Raw genomic sequence first — 16,675 nt, 5'->3', positions numbered from 1 at the left:
AACAGTTATCTTACCCCAAAATTTCGCTGGTAATTTTCAACTTTTGAACCCTCAACTCATCCGCCAACATTTCCATTTCATTCTCGGTTTTGGCGTTTGCCATAGCTTCAAAAAGGTTTAACATATTAGACAGAAGTGTTTCGAATTCGAAAAACAGTTCCCACGTATTCCAAATTTTAACTCGGTAGCTTATGCGAAAAACAATTCTGCAGTTTTCTGTAAAAGTGTTTTCTTCTAGAAGGCGTGGCAATTCCATCAACTTGGCGACTTCACTCCATTCGATAATTTTGCCCTCTGAAAGATTTTCATTTTCGTATTGGTTGATAAAAAAGTCGACGAATGTTCAGCATGAAGAAAAAGCAGAAACCTTAATGTGGTTCCTGCTTAAATTTATGAGAGTTCTCTCGGCCGACTTCGATTATTAAATCAGTTCAAAGCTGACGAAAAGAAAGAAGAATACGCAGTAAGTCACCTGATGGTTTGCTTGAAAGATAGCGTTGTGTCGGGCGTTGTCGCTCATTCTCAAACCACTCGGAGCGAATGGCGGTGCGAAAGTTATTTTTTGTAATATGAGACACTAGCTTCAGGTATGAAATATAGGTTTCTTTTAGCTCGAGTACATGCAACATAGAATTTTGATTTAGTAGAAGGTGCTAGCTCTAAAAGAGGTTGCTTATGAAAAGAGTCAAGTGTTTTTTTATTTAAAACAATGCACACATCTAAAAATTCTCCTCCTTTACTCTCTCCCCAATTCTGACTGAAGCATTTATAAGTGGAGGAATTTTGGTAAAATAACTTTAAAATGGCGTCATTCTCCATAATTTCTTTGATAGCAGCATTATCATCAAAACACTCTACAATGCTACCCACCTCTTCCGAACAAGAGCGGATAGATACACTTAATCTTGACGAGATAAAGTTACAGACAACAGTCGGACATCTATGGCTATGAGATAAAGTATCTGTATCAATTTCGAACCCAGCCTTAGAAATCTCTCCTAGCCACCTGTCTATATCTGAATGAATTCCTTTTCCTGTGTTCCCTCTTTTTGATGTACTGAATGTTTTTTGATAAAAATCCCCTAAAAGAAATACATCGGCTTTTAGCTCCGACAAACTAAGCATCCATTTGAAGTCGTCAGACTCAAAATCTTGACATTCATCGATAAATACATAATCAAAAAATTTATCAATTCTATCCAGATAACTATTATCGAATGTAACATTCTTTCTGTTTATAGTCAACTCTCCCTTTAGTAGAGAGTTTGAGAGTTGATTGTGAATAATTCGTCCATCTTTGCTTACGGAACTATTATCAAATTGGTTCGTTTTTTGGTAATCAAAAATGATTCCCTTTGGTCGTCTACCTAAGTAAGGAACTAGACAAAAATTATAGAGAAATTCGAATACTCCAAAAATATGAGTATTTTCTGGAATGTTCCCATACTTCTCACAAAGTCTATCTTTTAGAACTTCCTGATTATTTTCTGTATATGTTATAATCAGATTCCGTTTTTCAGGTTGTACTTTTTCAATTATCGTTCTTGTTTTTCCGCTTCCAGCAACCGCATGAATTAATCGTTTTTCACCCATTCTATAGCCTCTTTAATATAATCTGGAATATTGAATGATTCCTGTAATGAATCATTATCATTAAATTTTGTTAATAGTCTGAGCGCAAACTCTGCTTTTTCTCGAAGCATAAATTCTTGAATGTTATCAGTAAGGGCGATGCCTAAAGAATCTATTAAATCTGAATTTTTATTATATAGACACACCTCAAACGTACGGTTGAGGTCGATGCTGTCAGAGAACACCTTAATGTTGTCATAACTATCATACTCCGAATACCTATCCAGCACTTTCGATTGATAGTCACCATCATTATCTGTAATTACTGCAACTTTTTTATCACTAAAACCTTTTGTGATTTCTAAATATCTCTTAAAGCTTAAGCCGTCGACAGAGATAATAGCTACATCGCAATTCGACGCATCCTCAGAGTGAATAATTTCGAAAAACTTTTCCATCAAAATATACTCAGCGTTTCCTTCTACTAAGATAACTTTTTTAGACAGAATAAAATTCAAAAGATTTTGGTTTGTTGATTTTTTGAAAAATTTAACTGTATCAGGGCTTAAATCAGTAACTTTCGAAGTCTGACCCTCGTTAACAAATATTAAATTGTCAACGCCAAGTCTTGAGGTTATTATATTTGAGTGTGTACCGATAAATACCTGAACATTCGTATCCTCGCTTAGTGTATTTACTAGTTTTTGTAAATTTAGGTAGCTCAAATGATTTTCAGGTTCTTCAATCAATAATATTTTAACCCTATCTTTTAAAGATTTATAAGAGTTTTCTACACCCAGTAGCACCTTTTCGCCTTGACCGAGATTTTTAATATCCACTCCGTTTTTTGCAGCAGAAATAGTGTCTCTGAAAGTTCTCTCAGATTCTTCGAAGTGTAGCGTAAATTCCGAATCCACTGACTCTATTAAATTATCATCTCGTAGAGCGTTTATAAATGAAAGTGAGGATTCTCTATATTTATTATTAACCTTAGCTCGATTCGTTTCATTAATAGAGCTCAAATAGACCTCATCAATTCTTTTCCGAGTTTCTTGATTTGTATCTATCAAGCTTGTGTTAACGGTACTATACAAAAATTTGAACGGCTTAGAGTGAGAAAAGTACGACTCTCCAGCAAACGTCAAAAACTCAACTTTGTAAAATTCATACGGAAAGACGTTCCAAGCGTTGCCCGTTAGAATTTCCTGAATTTCTTGACGGTAATCAGAATTGGGAGTGATTTTCAGACAAATTCCATACGCCTTTATCTTTTTTGAATTATGAACGCCTTCAATTTTGTAATTTGCTGCTATTTCTGGATTATTCTCATCAAAATATAACTCAATAAAGGTCTCTGGAAGTTGTTTAAAATTCCCTTTTTCGGCTAAAAATTTCGAAACAGCTGTTGAGTTCATTAGACTAGCAAAGCTAACTTTTTCAATTTGAGAATGACTACCGCTTAACACTAGTCCAATGGCTTGGAGAAGCGTTGATTTTCCTGCGCCATTTTCGCCGATAAAAATATTTTTACCGCCATTGCATAAAATTTCCGTAGAAGTAAATCGTTTGAAATTTTGTAGAACAATCCTTGAAATCATATAACTATCTCACCCATTATTTACAATCCTCTCAACGCTTCCTTCACCAACTCCTCGCTCACCGCATGATTATAAAACGGCAAGCCAATGATACGGTAACGATCGTCATCCACCAGGGTTCTAGCTTTATCTCGTTCAGATATTTGTCGAAGGAATTTCTGTTTCCAGCCTTCCTTGCTATTCTCAAAAGTATTGTCGCTATCTAAGAACTGTCCACCCTTTGGTTCGATAAAAATCTGCCATGAGACGTTACCCGTTTTCTTATCATTCGCAAACATCAGAAAGTCTGGCTCGAAAGCACGCCCATCTTCAAAGTTATAAATCTTAACAGCTTTTTCATTGCGAAGTAGGTAAATATCTTCCCACTTTTCTTCCAAGTCTGCCATCAGCTCCTTAATAACTCGAACTAGCATCTTTTCTTCGTCAGTTCCAAAGTTGTCATTATAAGCATACCAATCAAAAGTATCCAAATCTTCGAAATACTGGGTTTCTGTGCGGTTTTTCTGAGACAATCCGAACTCTGCATCGCTTTGCTGATTAACTGTGAATTTCCGCTTGATATTCTCTTCAAACAAATCTTGAATCTTATAAGCCGTAAACTCATTTGAGCCATAAAATCGTTCTTCAAGTGCCACCAAGTCTTTTTCGATATAGTGTAAGAGTTTTTCAACGATAAAAAGTTTGTGTTCTTGACTCAGTTTATCAACCGACTTTTTGTCTCCCTCGATAATCAAGTCAATGTTTTGTAACATCGTGATAAAACCATCAAGGCTTGCCAAACCAGGAAATACCTTTATGAGGTTTTCGAAGGTATAGGCTTTATTTCGATTGATGGCAGCTCGAACAATATGTGGTTCAATCTTCTTGCCAAACTTGTACGGCAAGCTAACGATATTTTCTGACACTAAAGCAAAATCATCTCCCTCAAAAGCACTAATATCACGGCTGGACTGCGTTGGCAAGCTCACCTCAAAACGAGTCGGAATGATGGAATCATCCAAGAAAGATAGCTGCTGCTTTTCAACCAGCTCTTTTCGACTTAAACGCTTATTCATCCAAACAAGCCCGTCCGTATAAGTGCGAGTTTTCTTAAAACTGTCTTTCAGTCGCAGTTCACGCTCTACCAAATTTTGGTCATCGTAAATACCAGACTCACGCAGGCCTTGCTTGAGTTCGGAAATGTAGCTTGGATTGTTAGCAGAGTGATAGTGAAGTTGTTCAATGACACGCAGTTCATGAAGCTCATTTTCATCGAATTTTCGAGTGAATTTCTCATCTAGATTGTCGCCAAAGACAAATGGATAATAGCGAGCGCCACGCCCAATCAATTGCTTTTCGGCGTTAGTCGTTGAACCCGCCACAAAGCCATTCTTGGTTACTTTCCCATCACGAGTGTCATAGAGACGGACAATATCGAAGAGATTCAGTACGTCCCAGCCCTCGTTGAGCATATCTACAGCAAAAATCGCTCGAATCTCATTTTCAGGATTTTCAAGTGTATTCAATTCCAGCAAGCTATTGCTAGTTTTATTTTTCCCATCAATCAAGAGCAGGCGTTCGAGACGAAAATCTTCTTGTAGCTCTGCTATCAAATCTTGGTCTGATAACCCTGATTGATCAAAAAAGTCAAAAGCTTGTTTCAAAATGCCATCTTGGACTAACTCACGCTGAGCGACAATTTGTTGAACACTTAGATTTGTCAGCAAATCCAAAAAACTATCCAGATTCCCCTTGCTCTCTGCAATCTTCTGTGATTTGAACATGACCAGAGGTTTCAAGTTGATGCCGTTTTTTAGAGCGATTTTCTTTCGGAACTGGCTAATGAGAATAGCTTGAAGCATACGTGCCGACGCATCACTATCCACCAGATGAAAAAGAACATCCTTGGAATACTTGTCCAAACGAAACTCTTTCAGGTCGTACTTATAAAGCAAATGCTTTTCGTACTTCTGGGCAATGTCCTTATTGCTCAAGTCAATGGTCGCCGTAAATTCTAATAGGCTAGACTTTTTAGCCGTCTTCTGAATGTTTTCAATAGTTGATGTCCAGCTGGTGTTATCCTTTTTCTCGCCAGCGTTTAGCCCTGCGTTAAGGTGGTGAGCTTCGTCGGCTAAAAGCACAACTGAAATATCTTCGAACTGCTCATAAGACAAGCGATTTTCTCTAGGTGTATTTAAATCTTGGTGGAGCTTTTGAATAGTCGTAAAGACAATGTTAATAGCATTCGGATTACTATCCGAAAAATCGGTTACCTCTCGTACAGGCACAACTTGATTATTGAGCACGATTTTCTCTGCAAAGAGATACTTGCTTGCTCCAGCTGTCAAAAAGTTATCACGGGTTTTCGTCAAGATATTCTCATTATTTACAAAGAAAATGAAGTTGCGCTCCCCCTGTTGATATTTTTCAAGAATGAGACTGGCCATAAGAAGAGTCTTGCCCGATCCTGTCGCCATATTGTAGAGGACATGCTCGGGACTCAAGCGATTTTTGGTATCTTCCTTGTAATGTAAATACCGCCCCAAGGCTTCCTTCTGGTAGGCACGAAGAGGGTATTTGAGATTTTTCTCAAGTTCAGTTGGAACATTTTCCTTGAAGTCAATAAAACCATTTGCACTTGCCATGTTATAGATTTCGTATAGAAATTCCATGATTACTCCTCCCCGTAAAAGGCTCGGTTAAGAGCTTTTTCTTGTGAAGAGATAGCAAAGCTACTATCCTCTATATCACTATAATTAACATAAAGGTTATTATTATCGATAAGTTCTGACAAGACCTGCTTTTGTTCTGCCAAACTCAACTCTTTAAACTCAGCTTCTTTCAATTTTTTAGGGTCAACACGGTAAGAAAGGAAGGATGACGTTTTTGCCTTATTGAATAATTCAAGCAATTCCTCGGTCGTGGTTGCTTTCAAAATCGACTCTTTAAAATCTTGAGCATCATTTTTCAATTCTGCATAAACGAATGAACCACCGCCTTGCCAGTTGACATCTTTGGAAACGCCTGTCGAATCTCCTCGAATAACATTGTTTAAACGTGTAACGATTTTATCTTCGATATAATCCATTTGTTCGATACTAATATACTGTCTTTTCATTTTATGTGCAGTAGCAGCAGTCGAACCTGAACCACCGAAGAAATCTAAAATGATATCCCCCTCACGGGTTGTATAATCTAGTAGCGTTTTCAATAGTTTTTCAGGTTTCTTTCCACTATTCAGTGCTACACCTCCCTCATGGCGAATATTGCCATAGTCCCCTGCAAAATCAGCAAAGTTAACAATCGGCAACAATTTTACCGCCTCTCCATTCAAAATTTGTTCTTTTCGCTCCAGTGGCATTCCTGAAAACATCTTTCCACGAGATGCCCCTGCTTTTTGAGGATTGGTATAGTATCTGTACCCTAAACCATCATCACCACGTCCATAAATCTTATACAGTGCACCATTACCATCTATGTCAACACGAGGTTCGACAATAGATTGATAGACTTGACCATAACTCATCTTTGAATAAATAGAGCCCGAAATCCACGTTTCTTTTAAGGCATTCATATTCGGCTCCACTTCTTTAAGACTCCATTGCCCTTTCTCGAATATCTCAACCTTATTACCAGCAATTTCCTCCATTCTACCTGACTCTAATTCTTGAATTTGCCACATAAACTTATCATCGGTATATGGAACGGTAGGTTGTATAGCTTCAAACTGAGTTGCGTCTTTAGCATACATAAGGGTATATTCAATCAACGGCTTAAATGACATTGTTTCTGTTGCAATGGCCTTATCAGCATATCGAACTTGAAAGTTAAATTGAGTTAAGAAGTTTTCTTTTCCAAATATTTCATCCATCAAAACTCTGAGATAGGCTTGTTCTTTATCGTCAATCGAAACATATATTGCCCCCTCTTTCGACAATAATTCCCTAGCAACTTCAAGTCGGTTTTTCATAAAAGTCAACCAAGTTGAATGATTAAAACTGTCATTATACCCAAAACTATCACTGCCTGTATTATAAGGAGGGTCAATATAAATCAACTTGATTTTGCCAGCAAAACGCTTTTTCAAACTATGTAGAGCAATGAGATTATTCCCCTTAATAATCAGGTTGTCCGTGTCTTTAAACTCTGTCGCCTCATGCTCGCCATCGGCGTCAAATCGTTTAAAATTGGTTAGCACTTTATCATCCAACAGGCGATTGATTTCCGTTGGCGCAAGGGTTTCGTTAAAGAAAATCTCCTGACGTTTGGCATCGTTCTTGATCTGCCCGCCTTCTAATACACAGTCTTTATAAGGAAAATTGAGGACAACTTCATTATTTTCTGACAAGTAGCGATTATCACTAGTCGCAAGCCCAATCTTGGTCTTGTATGTCGTAAAGCTATCAGGCAAAAACTCCTTATTATTGAGGAACTGCAGAAAAGTATCTTTTTTGAAAACCAAGATACCTTCTTTAAGTATGCTGAAAAAGTGGTTTGAAATAGTAGGCTCACTCATCAAAAGATTGAGTAACATAGAATCATACTGTCTTGCCAGTTCTGCCAGTTTATTCTTGTTTAGTGCGCCCTCTACTAAAAATTCTTCCTTCTGCGATAGTAGTCGCTCTAGCTCTTGCTTCATAACCTTGGTCATCCTCTCAACTTTTTTCATAAAAGGAGCTAATAGAATTCCTTAGTTATATTTATAACTAAGAAAGAGAGCTCTCTTCGGATTTATATTTTAGCTATATTATAGCATATTGAAGGCAATTTTTTGAGCTTGAATTGTCAAATTAAGTGTACAATTTTATCATAAAATACTTCATAAGGAGTTTTCCAGTTAAGACATTCCCTTGATCTATGATTTAATTTATCCTCCCACTCTTGAATGACGGTCTCCTCCACATCTGTCAAATCACTTCCTTTAGGAAAGTATTCTCGTAATAAGCCATTTGTATTTTCATTTGTTCCACGCTGCCATGGGGCATGAGGGTCCGGAAAATAAACCTCCACTTGGAGTTTATCCGCCGAAGACGCTAACGAAGGAGAAAGCAATTCCATCTCTAGCCAAAAGCAAATTTTAGCTCCGGTTGTGGAACGTGAAGGTTTAATCAATCCGTACTTCTTTCTGGACGATGGATTTTCGGGTTCGAATTCTCAACGCCCAGACTTTCAAAAGGCTTTAAACCTTGTCGAGTCTGGCAGTTGCAAATTTTGTAGTAAAAGATTTAAGCCGTCTCAGTTGAGACTACCTCTTATCTGGGCAGTTCACTGAAATTACTTTCCCGTCCAAAAAATATCCGCTTTATTTCCTTAAATGAAAATCTGGATAGCTCGAAACGCAATTCGCAAGACGCATATTTGACTCCGCTTGTTTCACTTTTTAATAACTGGTATAGCTTGCAGTGTAGCGAAAAAATAAAGCTCTCCAAGTACACCAAAGCTAAGACTGGCGAAAAGATTGGTTGGATTGCCCTGTACGGCTATCTCAACAATCCAGGCAACCGTAAAGAGTGGCTAGTGGACGAATATGCTAGTCAAATTGTGAAGCGAATTTTTGAAGAATACCTCTCAGGAAAGCCTTTGGTAGAAATTGCAAGAGGATTAAGGAAGGATAAAATTCTGACTCCAGCCAACTACGAGAAAAAACTCGGGATTTCAAATTATCGCATTTTAGAAAGTGACCCTTATTTTTGGAAAAATCAGATGATTTATCAGATTCTCGAAAAAGAGGAATACACTGGAGCGACTATCAATCTCATGACAGCCAAGATTTCTTACAAACAGTGGAATGATCGGCTACGACCTCGAGAGGATTGGTTGATTTTTCCAGACAGGCATGAGGCGATTAATTCGAAAGAAGATTTTGCTTTAACAAGAAAAATGCTTGGACATAAACGCATTCAACCGAGGCATAACTGGAAAGATAAATCTGGGCATGAAAATATTTTCACTGGTCTCGTCTTTTGTGAAAATGGACATAAGTTGAGCTTTTGTCCGCAACAAAAAGATGATGTCAATCTAGACCACTACAAGTGCCACTACTACTATCGAGTAGGTGATACTTGTTCAGGCTCCCACTATCTTCGAAAGGAAATTTTATAGGAGCTAATTTTAAATGAGTTTCAGCAACTGGTCTCTGCCATCCATTTCGATGAAGAAAAGTTGCTCGAGGAATTAAAATCTCGCTTCGATATTCGAGAAAACAAGAAACAAAATAGCTTACAGAAACAACTAAAGCAAGCTCAAAACGTTACACAGAGACTGACATAATCCTGCAGAAACTCTATGAAAAGCAACTTCTTAACGGTATAAGCGATGAGCGATTTCAGAAATTAGCAGACAATTATGAATCCGAACAAACTGAACTCAATCAGCAAATTAAGGAACTCCAAACTATTTTAACTAATCAGATAGAGTCCACAGAAAATATAGACAGATTTATGCGAATTATTCGCCAGTATACCAACGTCGAAACGATATCAACACAGTTAGTAAACGAGTTAATCGACAAAATTGTTGTCCACCAGCCAACTGGACTAGGTAAAAATCGTCAAGTGCCAATCGAGCTACATTACCGCTTTATCGGCGAAATATAAAAGGAGCGAGCAAAAAGCAGTTCGCTCCACAATTTAACAGATTGGACTGCTGGGGGAGGTGTGGATATTATAGCATATTTTATTGATAAAGCTTAAACAGAAAAGCTCCTCGCATAAAATCGCGAGAAAGCCTTAGAGAGTTAAAATACAAAATCTACTTGCTAGATGACATAGTATTTTTCTGTTGCTAATAAGAAGTTATACTCAATGAATCTCTCATTCCTCCCCTACTAGTCCGTAATCCGTTGATACATTTCTGGTCTTCTATCTCTAAAGAGACCCCAGTTCAGGCGTTCGCTTGCTCCCTTGTCAAGGTCATAAGTGGCTAACAGAACAGCTTCGCTTTGTCTTTCAGCTCGCTCTAGAATAGCTCCTGTTTCATCCGTCATAAAGGACGAGCCGTAGAAGTCAAGACTGGAACTCTGTCCACCATTTTCCTCGCTAGGAGTTACTTCTTCCAAACCGTAACGATTGGCTGCAATAACTGGAACAATATTTGCTGCTGCATGTCCTTGCATGGTACGTTGCCAGTGCCCACAACTGTCCGTATCTAGGATAGGCTCAGAGCCAATAGCTGTTGGATAAAAGAGCAATTCTGCTCCATTTAACGCAAGACAACGGGCTGTTTCAGGGAACCATTGATCCCAACAGATACCAATACCAATCTTAGCATAGCGAGTATCCCATACCTTGAAGCCTGTGTTACCAGGTGTGAAATAAAACTTTTCTTGATAGTAATGGTCATCTGGTATGTGAGTTTTTCGATAAACGCCCAGCACTTCCCCATCTGCATCAATGACAGCGATAGAGTTATACAAAACATTGCCATCTTTTTCATAGAAACTGATTGGTAAAACAACTTGCAACTCCTTAGCAATCTCCTTAAAATGCTGAATAGCGGTATTTTCTGCCACCGACTGAGCATACTGGTAGTAGTCATACTGACGCTCCTGACAGAAATAGGGACGTTCAAACAATTCGGGCAAGAGAATAATATGGGCTCCTTGATCAGCAGCTTGTCGAACTAAACGTTCAGCTGTTTGAATATTCGTTTCAACATCCTTAGCACATTGCATCTGAATGGCTGCAACTCTTACATTTCTCATCTTTTTCTCCTATTCTGGGATTTGTTGGGTGATACAGTGGATATTGCCACCGCCTAAGAGAATATCTCTGGCTGGTATTCCGACAACTTTACGGTCTGGGAAACACTTGCCGAGGATCTCCAAGGCCACTTGGTCATTTTTATCTTGAAACTGGGGAACCAAGACTGCCTTGTTAGCAATATAGAAATTGACGTAGGAAGCAGCAAGTCTTTCACCTGCGTATCGCTCTTCTTCACCTTCTTCGTAGGAATAGCCTGGTAGGTCTTCTTCTGTCACAACTTGTCGAACTGCAGGGATAGGCAATTTATGAATAGTGAAGGGACGACCTTTTGCATCTGTTTCCTGTTCTAAGAGTTCGAGATCTGCTTTTGACATGGCATACTGGGGATCGTTTTGATCATCTGTCCAAGCCAAAACAAGCTCTGCAGGACCAACAAAGGCAGCAACATTGTCGACATGTTCATTGGTTTCGTCCTGATAAATACCATAAGGAAGCCAGATAACTTTTTCGGCAGCAAGGCTCTCTAGTAAGGTCTTTTCAATATCTTCTTTAGTCAGGTGAGGATTGCGGCCAGGACTAAGCAAGCAACTTTCAGTCACGAGAATCGTTCCTTGACCATCGCTATGTATCGCTCCGCCTTCTAGGACAAAAGGTTTGGCATCATAAACAGGCATTTCCAAGGCCTCAGCAAAACGACTAGCTACTTGGTCATCATCTTCATAATCTTGATAAAGACCATCTACAGCTCCGCCCCAAGCATTGAAAGCCCAATCGACAGCCAATTTCTCTCTTTTATCATTGACGAGAATGGTTGGGCCTGTATCTCGAGCCCAGGCATCATTGGTCGGAATATCTAAATAAACAACGCTATCTCCAAGGTAGTCTTGGGCTTCAGCTAAGTAATTTTGCTCTACCAAAAGATAGACTCTTTCCCCTTCTGCTATGGTTTTGATAATCTGGCTAAAAGCCTTCTTGGCTGCCTTACCTTGATAAGGCCAAGATCCTGGTCGAGTTGGCCAAATCATCAAGGTACCATGGTGGGCGTCATATTCTGCTGGCATGCGATAGCCTAATTTTTTTGGCGTTTCTATCATGATAATCTCCCTTTAAAGTCTTGATAACCAAAAGTTTTGACCAAATCACAATCTCCATTCTTATCCATGATATAGAGGCTTGGGAGCCCAATACCGTTGAAGGTATTATTTTTGACAAAGGAATAAATAGCCATATCTTCAAAATAAAGTCTGTCTCCGATTTGGACTGGATTTTCAAAACTATAATCGCCGATCACATCACCCGTCAGGCAGGTATTGGAAGAAAGTCTATAGGTATGGGCTTTTTCCTGTGCCTCAAAGCCATTTCTCAAAGGTGGACGATAGGGCATCTCAAGTACATCAGGCATATGGCAGGTCGCGGAGGCATCTAAAACCAAAATCTCCATACCGTTTTCGACAATATCCAAAACCTCAGTTGCTAGATAACCCGCATTGAGCGCAATAGCTTCACCTGGCTCGATATAGATTTCAAGATTATAAGTTTCTCGGATACGCTTGATTTCTGAAATCAACAAGTCCACATCATAGTCATCTCTTGTAATATGATGTCCACCACCCATATTGAGCCATTTGACTTGATGTAAGTAGGAACCAAACTGCGCTTCTACTGCTTTCAAAGTTGTCTGTAAATCATCTGCTCCCTGCTCGCAAAGGGTATGAAAATGAAGTCCATCCACCAAATCCAACAAATCACTCGGAATCTTGTCTAGAGTGACTCCAAAACGAGAGCCTGGTGCACAAGGGTCATAGAGCGCGTGGTCACCCTGCGTTGAACATTTAGGATTGAGGCGTAGACCGACACTGATACCAGCTTCATGACAACGGGCCCCATGTTTACGCAACTGTCTCTCTGAGTTAAAGACGATATGGTCTGTTATCTCCAGCAATTCCTCCAAGTCCGCATCCTTGAAAGCAGGTGCAAAAACATGAACTTCACCAGGAAATTCTTCCCTTGCCAATTTGGCTTCATAAAGTCCACTAGCTGTTGTACCAGAGAGATACTGGCTAATCAAGGGATAGGTTTTATAAAGGGAATACGCCTTCTGGGCAAGCAAAACCTTGCAACCAGCTTCTTCTTGAACATATTGTAGAATGCGGCAATTGGCTTCTAACTTGGCCAAGTCAATGACATAGGCTGGTGTTGGTACTTGTTCTAGCTTCATTAGTCCACCATTTGTGGATTTTCAACCACAACCCATGGCAAACCATACTCATTCAAAGCTTCCATGAATGGATCTGGATCCAATTCTTCAAGGTTATACACTCCAGCTTGTTTCCAAGTACCGTTCACGACTAATTTTGTCCCAATCATGGCTGGAACGCCTGTCGTGTAAGAAATAGCTTGTGAACCAACTTCTGTGTAACATTCCTGATGATCGCAGACATTGTAGATGTAGATGGTCTTTTCAACACCATCCTTGACACCTGTAAAGATACATCCAATATTGGTTTTACCAACTGTACGTGGCCCAAGGCTGGCTGGATCTGGAAGCAAGGCTTTTAAGAATTGAATCGGAACAATGTCTTGTCCATTGAAGTTAATAGCATCTGTACGAAGGAGACCAACGTTTTCCAAGCATTTCATGTGCGTTAGATAAGATTGACCAAAGGTCATAAAGAAGCGAATCCGTTTAACACCTGGAATATTTTTCGCCAATGATTCAATTTCTTCATGATGAAGGAGATACATATCTTTTTGTCCAACCTGAGGAAAATCATACTCACGCTTGATAGACATGGCTTCAACTTCGACCCATTTTCCATCTTCCCAGTAAGAACCTGGTGCTGAAACCTCACGGAGATTAATTTCTGGGTTAAAGTTGGTCGCAAACGGATAACCGTGGTCACCACCATTACAGTCCAAAATGTCGATATAATGGATTTCATCAAAATAATGTTTGAGGGCATAGGCTGAAAAGACACTAGTCACACCTGGGTCAAAACCAGAACCAAGTAGAGCGGTCAAGCCTGCTTCCTTGAATTTTTCTTGATAAGCCCATTGCCATGAGTAGTCAAAGTAGGCTGTAAAACCAAGTTCCTTACAACGTTTCTCATAAATAGCACGCCATTCAGGATCTTCTGTATCCTCTGCCTCGTAGTTAGCTGTGTCGATATAGTGGACACCTGTAGCCAAACAAGCATCCATAATAGTCAAGTCTTGGTATGGTAGCGCTACGTTCAAAACGGCTTCTGGCTTGTAGCTTTCAATCAAGGCAATCACTTCTTCTACCTTGTCAGCATCAAGAGCAGCTGTCTCAATCTTTGTACTTGTTTTACCTTCTAATTTAGCCTTCAAGTCATCACATTTTGACTTGGTACGGCTAGCAATCATAATTTCTTTAAACGTTTCGCTATCCTGACAAATCTTTGAAATAGCAACTTGGGCAACGCCCCCACATCCAATAACTAATAAACGACTCATTTTTTTCCTTCCTCTTCTTCTAAAATGTCCTCAACATACTTGGGCAACATAAAGGCTCCCACATGTAAGTTTGCAGTGTAGTATTCTGTAAAAAGCTGACGTTTTTTCCAGCCTTCCTTGTCAAAATCTTTGACAGGGTGGTATTTTTTCGATGCAAATCCAAACAACCAATAGCCAGCTGGACTGGTTGGAATATGGGCCTGATAGACCCGACTGATTGGAAAGGCTTGATTGACCTTACGGTGCATGCTTCGACAAGCTGACTCATCCTCGTCAAAGAATGGACTCCCATGCTGGTAGATCATGATACCATCTTCCTTTAGAGCTCGATAACTATTGCCGTAAAATTCCTTGGTAAAGAGCCCTTCCGTATGTCCAAAGGGATCTGTCGCATCGTTGATGATAATATCGTAATCATCTTCGCAGTTTCGCAAAAAGCGTAGCCCATTTTGGTAGTAAATGGTAACACGAGGATCATCTAGCCCTGCGGCAAAGTCTGGGAAATACTCACGACAGACCTCAACCAACATCTCATCTGGTTCCACAATATCGATTTGCTCCAGTTCAGGATAGAGGGTTAATACTTGAGCAACACCTCCGTCGCCACCCCCAATAACCAAGACTTTCTTGGGATTTGGGTGGACAGCCATGGGAACGTGAACTGTCATTTCGTTGTAGACAAAGTCATCTGCATCTGAAAATAAGACGTGCCCATTTAAAATCAGTATTTTACCAAAAGCTGGCGTATCCAAGACTTCGATATCCTGCCATTCACTTTTACCAGCGTAGAGTTGCTTGGCTGTTCTCAGGGACAATTTCACATCTGGAGTATGAACTTCAGAAAACCATAAATCCATTTAGCTCTCCTTTCTCTTAATGACGTTGATGCGATTGACCTCAGGATCTTCCGTCCCTTGGAGGGAGCAACCACGTTCCTTGGCAAATTGGATATAGTCTACAATTTCTCGTGTAATGCGTTCTCCAGGAGCCAAAATAGGGATTCCTGGAGGATAGCACATGACAAATTCCCCACAGACTTGTCCAACAGATTCGTCTAAAGACAAACTTTTTCTCTCTGAATAGAAGGCTTCTTGTGGAGACAGCACTAACTCGGGCTGGATATATTCTCCAGCTATCAAGTCCTTCCCGTCTCGTGAATAGAGTCTCTTGATATCAGCCAAAGCACCGACTAAGCGCTCGATGTCTTGGATACGGTCACCAATCGAAATATAGGCCAAGATATTGCCAATATCACCAAACTCAATCTGAATGTCGTATTCGTCTCGTAGGAGGTCATAAACCTCGATACCTGTTAAGCCAATACCCTGAGTGTAAACTGACAACTTGGTCACGTCAAAATCGCAAACGGACACTCCGTCTATTAACTCTTTTGAGTAGGCATAGTAGCCACCTATGGCATTGATTTCACGACGAGCGTACTCGGATAGCTCAATGACTTTCTCAAACGACTCTTTACCACGAAGAGCCAAGTTGCGACGCGAAATATCCAAACTAGCCATCAATAAGTAAGAGGCGGATGTTGACTGGGTAAGATTGATAATCTGACGTACGTATTCAGGGTTCATCTGCTCCCCGATTAAAAGAAGCGAACTTTGTGTCAGACTCCCACCAGACTTATGCATGGAAACTGCTGCCATATCAGCCCCTGCATCCATAGCAGAAATTGGAAGTTTATCAGTAAAATGCAAATGCGCTCCGTGGGCTTCATCTACTAAAACCAGCATACCAGCTTCATGAGCCACTTCTGTCAACCCCTTTAGGTCTGAACAGATTCCGTAGTAAGTAGGATTGTTAATCAAAATGGCCTTAGCATCTGGATGGTCCTTTATGGCCTGGGCTACTCGGTCATTTTCAAGACCTAAAGCGATACCAATCTTAGGATCCACACTCAGCTCGATATAGATGGGAATGGCACCACATAGAACCAGCGCATTAATAGCAGATTTGTGGACATTTCGTGGCAGAATAATCTTATCTCCAGCCTTACAGGTGGAAAGAATCATAGTCTGCACCGATGAGGTTGTTCCACCAATCATGAGAAAAGCATGGCTAGCTCCAAAAGCATTCGCAGCCAGCTCCTCTGCATCCCGAATAATCGAAATGGGGTGACCAAGATTATCCAAGGGTTTCATCGAATTGACATCAATTCCAACACATTTTTCTCCTAGTAGTTCAACAAGTTCTGGATTTCCTCGTCCACGCTTATGACCTGGAACATCAAAGGGAACAATCCTTTTCTTGCGTAACTTCACCAAGGCCTCATAAATTGGGGCTTGGTTTTGATCTAACTCCTTCAAGACATACTCCTTTCAATATTTTTAGGAC

Annotated in this window: 12 protein-coding genes and 1 pseudogene; 1 reads left to right on the top strand and 12 read right to left on the bottom strand. The window is 39.9% G+C overall.

Features of this window, described 5'->3' with window-relative positions; all coding sequences use genetic code 11:
- Positions 1 to 10: 10 nt before the first annotated feature.
- The 6 genes from AXK38_05090 to AXK38_05065 form a co-directional block, all read right to left on the bottom strand.
- Positions 11 to 256: a hypothetical protein gene (locus AXK38_05090; GenBank protein AMH88653.1), complete on the bottom strand. Its 246-nt coding sequence runs from the start codon at positions 254 to 256 to the stop codon at positions 11 to 13.
- Between the two features lie 299 nt (positions 257 to 555).
- A complete protein-coding gene (locus AXK38_05085) occupies positions 556 to 1,593 on the bottom strand; it encodes an RNA helicase (protein ID AMH88652.1) in 1,038 nt (345 codons plus the stop codon).
- The gene (locus AXK38_05080) at positions 1,575 to 3,170 is read right to left on the bottom strand and encodes an ATP-dependent endonuclease (protein ID AMH88651.1); all 1,596 of its coding nucleotides are present in this window, start codon (positions 3,168 to 3,170) and stop codon (positions 1,575 to 1,577) included. The genes AXK38_05085 and AXK38_05080 overlap by 19 nt, the downstream gene beginning before the upstream one ends.
- 20 nt (positions 3,171 to 3,190) lie before the next feature.
- A complete protein-coding gene (locus AXK38_05075) occupies positions 3,191 to 5,821 on the bottom strand; it encodes a restriction endonuclease (protein AMH88650.1) in 2,631 nt (876 codons plus the stop codon).
- Positions 5,822 to 5,823: 2 nt separating this feature from the next.
- Positions 5,824 to 7,788, bottom strand: a complete 1,965-nt coding sequence (locus tag AXK38_05070; protein AMH89638.1) for a restriction endonuclease subunit M — start codon at positions 7,786 to 7,788, stop codon at positions 5,824 to 5,826.
- Between the two features lie 146 nt (positions 7,789 to 7,934).
- The gene (locus tag AXK38_05065) at positions 7,935 to 8,207 is read right to left on the bottom strand and encodes a transposase (GenBank protein ID AMH89637.1); all 273 of its coding nucleotides are present in this window, start codon (positions 8,205 to 8,207) and stop codon (positions 7,935 to 7,937) included.
- On the opposite strand from AXK38_05065, the pseudogene AXK38_05060 reads away from it, so the two are divergent.
- Positions 8,206 to 9,745, top strand: a pseudogene (locus tag AXK38_05060) (recombinase). The gene AXK38_05065 and the pseudogene AXK38_05060 sit on opposite strands and share 2 nt — an antisense overlap.
- 230 nt (positions 9,746 to 9,975) lie before the next feature.
- Here AXK38_05060 and AXK38_05055 read toward each other — a convergent pair.
- From AXK38_05055 to AXK38_05030, 6 genes are read right to left on the bottom strand one after another with little or no spacing between them, the layout of a single operon-like run.
- Positions 9,976 to 10,851 carry an N-carbamoylputrescine amidase gene (locus AXK38_05055; GenBank protein AMH88649.1) on the bottom strand — a complete coding sequence of 292 codons (876 nt, stop codon included), beginning with the start codon at positions 10,849 to 10,851 and terminating at the stop codon, positions 9,976 to 9,978.
- 9 nt (positions 10,852 to 10,860) lie between these two features.
- Positions 10,861 to 11,946 carry an agmatine deiminase gene (locus AXK38_05050; protein AMH88648.1) on the bottom strand — a complete coding sequence of 362 codons (1,086 nt, stop codon included), beginning with the start codon at positions 11,944 to 11,946 and terminating at the stop codon, positions 10,861 to 10,863.
- Positions 11,943 to 13,070 carry a carboxynorspermidine decarboxylase gene (locus AXK38_05045; GenBank protein ID AMH88647.1) on the bottom strand — a complete coding sequence of 376 codons (1,128 nt, stop codon included), beginning with the start codon at positions 13,068 to 13,070 and terminating at the stop codon, positions 11,943 to 11,945. Before AXK38_05045 ends, AXK38_05050 begins: the two co-directional genes overlap by 4 nt.
- Positions 13,070 to 14,329 carry a saccharopine dehydrogenase gene (locus AXK38_05040; GenBank protein ID AMH88646.1) on the bottom strand — a complete coding sequence of 420 codons (1,260 nt, stop codon included), beginning with the start codon at positions 14,327 to 14,329 and terminating at the stop codon, positions 13,070 to 13,072. The genes AXK38_05045 and AXK38_05040 overlap by 1 nt, the downstream gene beginning before the upstream one ends.
- On the bottom strand, positions 14,326 to 15,186 hold the full coding sequence (locus AXK38_05035; GenBank protein AMH88645.1) for a spermidine synthase: 861 nt from the start codon (positions 15,184 to 15,186) through the stop codon (positions 14,326 to 14,328). The genes AXK38_05040 and AXK38_05035 overlap by 4 nt, the downstream gene beginning before the upstream one ends.
- Positions 15,187 to 16,647 carry an arginine decarboxylase gene (locus AXK38_05030; protein AMH88644.1) on the bottom strand — a complete coding sequence of 487 codons (1,461 nt, stop codon included), beginning with the start codon at positions 16,645 to 16,647 and terminating at the stop codon, positions 15,187 to 15,189. It abuts the gene before it with no gap.
- Positions 16,648 to 16,675: the final 28 nt, after the last annotated feature.

Source organism: Streptococcus mitis, from assembly GCA_001560895.1.
Lineage (GTDB): Bacteria > Bacillota > Bacilli > Lactobacillales > Streptococcaceae > Streptococcus > Streptococcus mitis_Q.
Note: the sequence above shows the minus strand (reverse complement) of the source record. Positions and strands in the feature narration are given on the sequence as shown.